Source organism: Methylobacterium sp. NPDC080182, assembly GCF_050281105.1.
In the GTDB taxonomy this organism is placed as follows: domain Bacteria; phylum Pseudomonadota; class Alphaproteobacteria; order Rhizobiales; family Beijerinckiaceae; genus Methylobacterium.
The window spans coordinates 1-8,392 of record NZ_JBNNWO010000049.1; the positions used below are offsets into that span (position 1 = coordinate 1).

Consider the following 8,392-nt stretch of genomic DNA (forward strand, 5'->3'; position numbering starts at 1 on the left):
CTGCTCTTCTTCACGGCTCTGCTCCTCCCATCAGGGTCTCACAAAACCGGAAAACTCGCACTCAGGCCGGACCAAAGCGATGGGGGGACGTCAACGGCTCGCCCGAGGTTCTTCGCTTGTCTGCCTCAGTGAGATCGCTTCTGAGGCGCATCGGCACGGCTGAGGCGGATGCGCGCCTCATCGAGGCGGAGGCGTCCAGTGCGGTTCACGCTGCGGAGGATCGCGTCAGACGTCTTGGAGCTGATCTGCACGCGATGCAGGTCCTGGCCGACACCGACGCTCTCACAGGTCTGCTCAACCGACGCGCGTTCGTCCCCCTAGCCACCGATGCGATGAGCTACTTCAGGCGCTACAAGCGTGCGATATGCATCCTGATGATCGACATCGATCACTTCAAGCGTGTCAATGACCTGTACGGCCATGCCGCAGGCGACGAGGTGATCCGTCAAGTCGGGCGCATCATCAACGAAGCGGTCCGAACCACAGATAAGGTCGCGCGCTTCGGTGGCGAGGAGTTTGTGGTCCTACTTCGCGAGACCGATCTGAAGGGTGCTGCCGTCTTCGCAGATCGGATCCGTCAGACGGTGGCGAGCACCGTGTTCGAGCCCGAAGGGCAATGTCTCAGAGCGACGATCAGCATCGGCATGGCCGAGGCTGAGCTCACTGACGGTGACGTTGACCACACGATCGAACGAGCAGACCGCGCGCTCTATGCAGCCAAGTCGGATGGGCGCAACTGCGTGCGATCGATTGAGGCGACAGCGTCGCCAGAACTTCAGGCGGCGGCGTAGTACGGACACGAGCGTGAAACGCACCGCACCGGAAGTCTGGTTCGGCCGCTGGCGGGAAGGCTGCGAAACTATCAGCCAACGGCAGCCCATTACCCCAAGACGAAGTTGCATGGCGGCTAACGAGCGGCCTCTTCTGGAAAGCGCTGGTGCCGTTCGCGCGACCGAGTTGGGTCGATAGGAGACGGCCCGCTTTTCCGGCCGCCTGCCTTGGAAGCAGATCGGCGGCTTTCGGCCCAATCCGGCCCACCGGAATTTGCTTCGGAATGACCTGAATGGGTGGATGAACGAACCCGCTCGCGCGGGTTGGGTGGCAGCTTCGAGGATGGCGGATTGACCGCAGCGTCCTGCGCCAATTGAACGCCGCCCAGCCCGGGCGGACGATCCCGGCTCCCTTGTTTCGAGCGGGGCCATCCCATGACCATCGTCGCAGTTCCCGCCGCTGCCGGCGGCTCGCTGCGTCATCGCCTGATCGACGACATGACCCTGCGCCGGTTCTCCCGGGCGACGCAGCACAACTACATCCGCGACGTCGGGCCGCTGGCCGCCTTCCTGCGGTGATCAGCCTATCGATATGGTGGAACCGCTGACGGACAGATCATATCATCACCACACAGGAGCGAACGGTGATGACCAGGAACGAGCAGTCGAGCAGGCTGTCGCGTCACAATACGCTACGATCCCTCATTCGCGAGCGCGCGCGCGCGCGCGATGACGGACGTACCCGCAGAGCGCTCGCAGCGCAGCACGCAGCGAGATGACACGGTGCGGATCGCCCTTACGAGCTTCGGGACACGCGGAGACGTCCAACCCTTTCTAGTCCTCGCGATGGCGCTGCAGGCTCGCGGCCACGATGTGACCCTCGCGGTCCCTCCCAACGTCCTAGAGTGGGCTGCCCAATGCGGCGTCCGTATCGAGCGTATCGGCTTCGACACCCAGGCCTACATGGACTCGCCCGAGGGCCAAGCCATGTTCGCGTCCGGTAACGTCCGGGCTATCATGAAACGCATGCAGGCCCTGATGCACGCGCATCAGGATCTGCTTCTGGCGGACCAGATGCGCATCTGCGACGGAGCAGATGTTATCGTGGCTGGTGTACTTACAGAGGATCACTCGGCGGTCATGGCCGAAGCGCAGGGTATCCCCCTGATCGCACTGCATCTTGCTCCTTTGATGCCCACCGGCGACTTCGCCCATAGCCTCGTCACCACGCGAGATCTCCGCTCGCGCCTGCTCCATCGCCTGACATATGCTGTGGTTGAACGCCTGTGGTGGGCGGCCCATCGCGACAGCGTTGCGCTTCTGCGCAGCCGCATGGGGCTTGCCTCTACCCGTCGGCCAACCCAGCAGCGCCTCGCCACGACGGGGTTGTGCTCCGTGCAGGCATTCTCGTCACACCTCGTCCCTCGGCCATCCGACTGGGGCCCGACGCAACGCATTGTCGGGTCCTTTCAGGTCCCGAAGGCTGCGCGGCGGAGCCTCGGGGAGGCTGCCCCTGCGCCGCAACTCGCCGCTTGGCTTGAGGCCGGTCCACCACCGGTCTACGTTGGTCTCGGCAGCATGCCGGTGCGAGAGCCTGACCGGATGCTGAACCTTCTCGGCCAGGTTGCGCGCCGCTGCAATTGCCGCATGGTCGTGGGCGCCGGCTGGTCGACCTTGGCGTCGCTGCAGGACCCATCATCGGAGATCCGCCTCGTCGGCGCGATCGACCATGATTGGCTGCTGCCCCGTTGCTCAGCCGCCGTTCACCACGGCGGCGCTGGAACAACCCATGCCGTCGTCAGGGCGGGGCTGCCGTCCGTGGTCGCATCGGTCTTCGCCGACCAGCCGTTCTGGGGCGCGCGACTGGCCCAGCTGGGTGTTGGCTGCCACATGCCCTTCAGAAAACTGACTTGTGACAGCTTGGAACGCGGACTGCGCCTGATCTCGAAAGCTGATGCGGTCGCGCATGCGGCGACGCTCTCGGCACGCATGCGATCCGACCCCAATCCCGTTTCAGCAGCAGTGCGACTCATCGAAGAGAGCCGCTTAGACACCATCTGCTATGCGCCCTGAGGGATCCGCGGACGTTTCCGGGAACGTGGGCTTAAATCGCCGCCCCGCTGGAAGGACCGAAACCGATCTTCGCTTCCGACATGTTGATATTGCGGAGTCCGCGTCGATAGGCCTCCTGCGACTACCTTTTTTTGGAGAATCGTCTTCGAAGCGGACTTGCAGCTTTCGGCCAGACTACGTCAGGCCGGATTACCATCACACGCAGGACCGGACATTCGGCTTGGCGCCCATTGCGGCCGCTCAGCCGACGCGGGCTGCCTCTCCGAAGCAGACGTCGCCGCAAAGCCGCCTCTCTCAATATGTGTCCGAACCCCGCTTCAACCGGCGAAGTGCCTGAGAGGTTGGCATTGAAGTCAAGTTCGGAACATAATCGCGCGCTGATCGGCGAGTCCGGGCAATCTCCGATGCGTTTCGGCAGCACTTCAAGGGGGGGGCGTTCGGGTGATCCCGGAGCGGATCGATGCGCCTTGGAATAGATCCGGCGATGGCTCGGTTCCCTTTCGCCACTCGGGGCTCGCTGTTCCGGCAATATTTCTTTGTACTGTTCGCGGCCGTGGCCGTTCCGTTGCTCGCCGCCGGCAGCAGTCAGGCATGGTTCGGATATAAGGACCAGAGGGCGCACCTGAACGACCTCCTCAGTGCCGAAGCCCGGACTGCGGCGGCGCGTATCTCAATATTTATTGAAGGGATCGGAAACCAGCTCGCCTGGATGGTCCACTTGCCCTGGACTGAGGGAGCCGACGAGCGGCGGCGCATCGATGCCCTGCGCCTCCTGCGCCACGCCCCCGCCGTAACCAACCTCAGGCTGATCGACGGCGCCTCGAAGGAGCGGCTCTCTGTCTCGCGAATCGGCCTCAACCGCGTCGAGAGCAGAGATGACGCATCGGCGGATCCGGCGGTCTTGGGAGCTCGGACCGGGCAAGCTTGGTTCGGCCCCGTCACCTACCACCGCAACTCCGAACCGTACATGACCGTGGCCGTGGCCGGGAACCGAGCCGCTGCGGGCATCGCGATCGCCGAGATCAATCTCAAGCTGATCCTAGACGTCATCGTGGGGATCCGGATCGGCGAGACCGGACAGGCCTTCGTCCTCGACCGGCCGGGCCGGCTCATCGCGCATCCCGACATCAGCCTCGTCCTACGCGGCACCGCGGACCGGACGGCCGAGAACCTTCAAGCACTGCGGGCTGCAATCCTCGCGCAGGATGGGCGCGCGGTCGCCGGCACGGACCCGGCGGGGCGCGCTGTGGTTGCCGCATTGGCGCCCGTCCAGGGTCCGGACTGGAGCGTGATTGTCCACCAGCCGGCCGCCGAGGCGTTCGGACCGATCCACGCCGCCTTCTGGCGCCTGCTCGGCCTGCTGCTCGCCGGCACGGGCTTCGCCGCCGCGCTCGCCTACTGGCTCGCCGGCCGAATGACTGGGCCAATCCGCTTGCTGGAGGACGGCGCGGCCCGTATCGGGGCCGGCCAGTTCGATCACCGCATCGACATCGCGAGGATCGATGAGCTTGGGCGACTTGCGACTCGCTTCAATCAGATGGCACGCGAGGTCGCGATCTCGCGGGAGCGCTCGGAGCGCATCGACCGGCTCAAACGCTTTCTCGCGCCGCAGGTCGCCGAGCTCGTGGACCGGGCCGGCGATGACAGCGTCCTCGATGGACAGCGCGTCGAGGTCGTCGTCGTCTTCGGCGACCTGCGCGGCTTCACCCCGTTCTCCGCCAGATCTCAGCCGACCGTGATCATGGACGTGCTGGGCGAATACCATGCAGCGGTTGGTGCGACCGTGAACCACCACGGCGCGACGCTCGTGAGCCTCGCCGGCGACGGCGTCATGATCCTGGTGAACGCGCCCGTGGCCTGCCCCGAGCCGGCGTTGCGGGCCGTTCGCATGGTCATCGAGATGCAGGCGACGGTGCAGGCTCTGGCCGCGACTTGGCGGGCGCGCGGCCATGCGCTCGGCTTCGGGATCGGGCTGGCGATGGGACCCGCCACGGTCGGGCGCATCGGCTCCGACAGCCGGATGGACTACACGGCCATCGGCACGGTGACGAACCTCGCATCGCGCCTGTGCGCCTCGGCTCAGGACGGCGAGATCCTCGTCGACCGCACGGCGGCCGAGGCGATCGAGGGCGGTGTCCCTCTCGTGTCACTCGGGACGCGGCGCCTGAAGGGTTTCGACGATCCGGTTGCCGTCTTCGCCGTGGCCGCTGGTCAGGGAACCGGCGCTCGCCCAACGTCGGGCGCGGCGGCGTGATGCTTTGCACTTGGCGAGGAGCGAGGGGATGAGGCGACGCGCCATTCTCATCGGGCCGGTCACCGCTCTGATCGGCGGCGTCATACCCCGTGCGGTGCGGGCGCGAGCGCCGACGCTTCCGGTAATCGGCTATCTCGGCTCCGAGACGCCCGAGCGCGTTGCCAGCCGGCTTGAGGCCTTTCGCGGAGGGCTTGCCGATGCTGGGTTCGTCGAGGGGCGCGACGTCGCGATCGCCTTTCGCTGGGCAGACGGGCGCTACGAGCGGCTGCCCGCGCTGGCGAAGGAGCTGGCCGGTAGCGGGATCGCGGTCTTTGTTGCCCCAGGCGGTGCGCCCGTGGTGCTTGCCGCGCGGACGGCGACCGAGACCATTCCGATCGTCTTCGAGATGGGCGGCGATCCCGTTGTCCTCGGCCTGGTGGACGATCTCGCTCGGCCGCGCGGCAATCTCACAGGTGTGTCGAGCCTGAGCGTCGAGGTCTCGAACAAGCGGCTCGAGCTCATGCGGGAGCTGTTTCCGACGACCGCCGCCCTCGCCGTCGCGGTCAATCCGACCAGTCCCACGGCCAGCTCGCAGGTAGCCGGACTCCAGGCGTCGGCGGGAAGCCTTGGCCTGCAGCTCCATGTGCTCGAGGCCAGCCGCGAGGATGAGTTCGAGGCGCTTTCCACGACGCCGCGCCGGCTTGGGGTGCCCGGCCTCGTCTTCACCTCCGACCCCTTCTTCGCCTATCGCAGCGCGCATCTTGCGATCCTCGCAAATCGCCATCGCCTTCCCGCGATCACCCAATCCCGCGATTTTCCCAATGCCGGCGGGCTGCTGAGCTACGGAGGCGACTTCACGCAGACGCATCGCCAAGCCGGCATCTATGCCGGCCGTCTGCTCCGGGGCGAACAGCCCCGCGACCTGCCGGTCCAGCTCGTCACGAAGGTTGAACTGTTCGCCAACGCCGGGGCGGCCACACGCCTCGGCGTGACTTTGCCGCCCTCAATCTTGAGCAGCGCGGACGTGGTGATCGAGTAGCGATCCGACGCCCACGGCCCGTCGGCGACCTTCGCGATCAGCGTGCACCGCGAAAGCGCGGCAAGAGCATGCCCGCCTCGCGCCGATAGCGTCGGTAGCGATCGCCGAAGAAGGCGACGAGGTCGCGCTCCTCCAATTGGATGCCGACGAAGATGTAGGCGGTCGCGACTGCGGCGAACAGCAGATGGCCGGCCGTCATCGTCGGCGTTGCCCAGAAGGCGACGACGAAGCCGAGGTAGATCGGGTGCCGGACGTGCCTGTAGAGAAAGGGTGTCTTGAATACGGCCTCGCCCGGTGCAGTCGAGCGCTTGCCATGGACGGCCTGCTTGAGCCCGAAGAGGTCGAGATGGCTGATCATGAAGGTGCTGGCGAGGACAACCAGCCAGCCGATCCAAAAGAGTCCTGAAAGGAGTTCCACCGCGACCGGCTCAGAGATCGACCAAACGACCGCCGGGAGCGGACGCCATTGCCAGAACAGCAGCAGCAGTGCGAGGCTCGCTAGAAGGACGTAGGTGCTGCGCTCGATGGGCTTTGGGACGATGCGTGTCCACCAGACTTTGAAGCGCGGACGCGCCATCACGCTGTGCTGGAGCGCGAAGAGGGCGAGCAGGGAGACGTCAACGAGGACGGCGAGTCCCGGATCGACGAGCGGCCCGTCGTCTACAGTCTTCGGAACGACGGCGCGTCCGAGAAAGCCGACGGCGTAGAGGAACGCCAGCAGGAAGATCGCGTAGCAAATCAAGGCGTAGGTCAGGCGGGCAGCGCGCGACATGGAACATCTCCAGCGACAAAGGCGTGATCGGCCGTGCTCCGAGGCCGGTCACGACCCGGTGCCTTGCGGCCCGAACTTTCATCCGGCCAACCACCCACCTGCGTCCGTGATCGCCGTCACAGACGCGGAGCGGCGCCCCGGTATGTCGGCCTACTCAGCCGAGGAGGATCAGGTGACCGCTGCGTTCTCTCTCTTAAAACTGTGGTTCGATTGCCGCCGTACACAGCGCGAACTCGCCTTGTTCAGCGAGCGCGACCTCGCGGACCTCGACCTCATCAGATCCGATATGACGCGTGCCGCCGCCTTCAGGGCCGCACGATAGTCGCCGCGGCCGTCCGCGGTGCATACTGCACTTCTCCGCCGCTGCGCCGACCTTCCGGGCGGATGGCGAGTTCGCGGTCACTCTAGTATGATTGCACCGCCGTCCGACCTCACGGTTCGGTCGGGTCCGCAGCTCCAACCGGAGCCAGTTCTGTGGGCGATCCGGCGCAGTTCGAGCGTTTGCTGTCCGCCAGCCCCTTCTTCGGCCGCCTCGAATCCGACAAGCGGCGGGCCGTCGCTGCCCTTTGCGTCACCCACAGTCTTGCCCGCGGCGAAACCCTGTTCCTGAAGGATGACCCGGCGGACGCGTTCTACGCGATCCGCCGCGGCGAGATCCGGATCACGGCCGGCACCGGCGCGGGCCGGCGCATAACGCTCAACATACTCGGTCCGGGCGACATTTTCGGCGAGATCGCGCTATTCGATGGTCGGCCGCGTAGCGCGGACGCCGTTGCGGCCGAGCCGGCGGAGCTGTTCGCGGTCCGCCGCCGCAACATGCTGGACCTCGTTGGCCGGCACGCCGACTTGTCGATGCGGGTCATCGAGCTTCTGTGCGAGCGCCTGCGCTTCGCCAGTGCGCGACTCGAAGAGGCGGTGCTGATGCCGTTGCCTGCGCGGATCGCGCGACGCCTGTTAGGCTTGGCGGAGGATTTCGGCAGCGAGATTCATATCTCGCAGGACGACATCGCTGACTTCGCGGGTACGACCCGCGAAACGGTCAACAGGCAACTCCAGTCTTGGCGTCGCCAGGGCATGCTCGACCTCCACCGCAATCGCGTCGTCGTACGCGATCCTGCTGCCCTTGCTTTGGCCGCCTTGTCATTTTAAGTCCCTCGGCTGAGTCGCTGTGAACGTCCGCTCCCTGAGCTTCAAAGCAGACGCGCTGCTTACGGCGAAACTCTGTCGGCCGCTTAGTCGACTTTCGCGGGTTCTCCGAACCAGCCGCTATAGCAGCTCAGCTCGCGGGTCTCAGTTGCGTCAACATCTGACCTCGGGCCAATAGCCGCTGAACCGCCGCTTCCGACCCTTCGCGGACCCGCGGAAGGTCCGCTTCCAGGCTGCTTGACGACAGAGGGTTACGACCGGGTTGGGTGGATAGCGGTAAGGCAGCTTTCGGAAGATCGACCCCAAAAGCTGCCCGCCACGACCCCATAATGAGACTGCTGTTTCAAGATACCTATGTC

7 protein-coding genes are annotated in these 8,392 nt (G+C 65.6%); 6 read left to right on the forward strand and 1 reads right to left on the reverse strand.

Going from position 1 to position 8,392, the window contains the following annotated elements; genetic code table 11:
• The 5 genes from ACQKQD_RS33820 to ACQKQD_RS33840 all read left to right on the forward strand — a co-directional run.
• Positions 1–791: diguanylate cyclase (locus tag ACQKQD_RS33820; protein ID WP_427510963.1), on the forward strand; the 791-nt coding region annotated here is incomplete at its 5' end.
• A 414-nt stretch (positions 792–1,205) separates the two neighbouring features.
• On the forward strand, positions 1,206–1,349 hold the full coding sequence (locus ACQKQD_RS33825) for a hypothetical protein (RefSeq protein WP_244527021.1): 144 nt from the start codon (positions 1,206–1,208) through the stop codon (positions 1,347–1,349).
• Positions 1,350–1,499: 150 nt separating this feature from the next.
• On the forward strand, positions 1,500–2,843 hold the full coding sequence (locus ACQKQD_RS33830; protein WP_427510964.1) for a glycosyltransferase: 1,344 nt from the start codon (positions 1,500–1,502) through the stop codon (positions 2,841–2,843).
• A 484-nt stretch (positions 2,844–3,327) separates the two neighbouring features.
• The gene (locus ACQKQD_RS33835) at positions 3,328–5,097 is read left to right on the forward strand and encodes an adenylate/guanylate cyclase domain-containing protein (RefSeq protein WP_427510965.1); all 1,770 of its coding nucleotides are present in this window, start codon (positions 3,328–3,330) and stop codon (positions 5,095–5,097) included.
• Between the two features lie 28 nt (positions 5,098–5,125).
• Positions 5,126–6,115 carry an ABC transporter substrate-binding protein gene (locus tag ACQKQD_RS33840; RefSeq protein WP_427510966.1) on the forward strand — a complete coding sequence of 330 codons (990 nt, stop codon included), beginning with the start codon at positions 5,126–5,128 and terminating at the stop codon, positions 6,113–6,115.
• A gap of 37 nt (positions 6,116–6,152) precedes the next feature.
• Here ACQKQD_RS33840 and mddA read toward each other — a convergent pair whose 3' ends face one another.
• Positions 6,153–6,887 (reverse strand): methanethiol S-methyltransferase, encoded by a 735-nt coding sequence (gene mddA, locus ACQKQD_RS33845; RefSeq protein ID WP_091684025.1) that lies wholly within the window; start codon positions 6,885–6,887, stop codon positions 6,153–6,155.
• Between the two features lie 474 nt (positions 6,888–7,361).
• Here mddA and ACQKQD_RS33850 point away from each other — a divergent pair, with 474 nt between their 5' ends.
• Positions 7,362–8,036 (forward strand): Crp/Fnr family transcriptional regulator, encoded by a 675-nt coding sequence (locus ACQKQD_RS33850; protein ID WP_427510967.1) that lies wholly within the window; start codon positions 7,362–7,364, stop codon positions 8,034–8,036.
• The last annotated feature ends 356 nt before the right edge of the window (positions 8,037–8,392 follow it).

Coding starts and splice junctions, on each gene's coding strand:
- ACQKQD_RS33830 (WP_427510964.1), top strand. CDS start 1,500: ATGACGGACGTACCCGCAGAGCGCTCGCAGCGCAGCACGCAGCGAGAT.
- ACQKQD_RS33835 (WP_427510965.1), top strand. CDS start 3,328: ATGGCTCGGTTCCCTTTCGCCACTCGGGGCTCGCTGTTCCGGCAATAT.
- ACQKQD_RS33840 (WP_427510966.1), top strand. CDS start 5,126: ATGAGGCGACGCGCCATTCTCATCGGGCCGGTCACCGCTCTGATCGGC.
- mddA (WP_091684025.1), bottom strand. CDS start 6,887: ATGTCGCGCGCTGCCCGCCTGACCTACGCCTTGATTTGCTACGCGATC.
- ACQKQD_RS33825 (WP_244527021.1), top strand. CDS start 1,206: ATGACCATCGTCGCAGTTCCCGCCGCTGCCGGCGGCTCGCTGCGTCAT.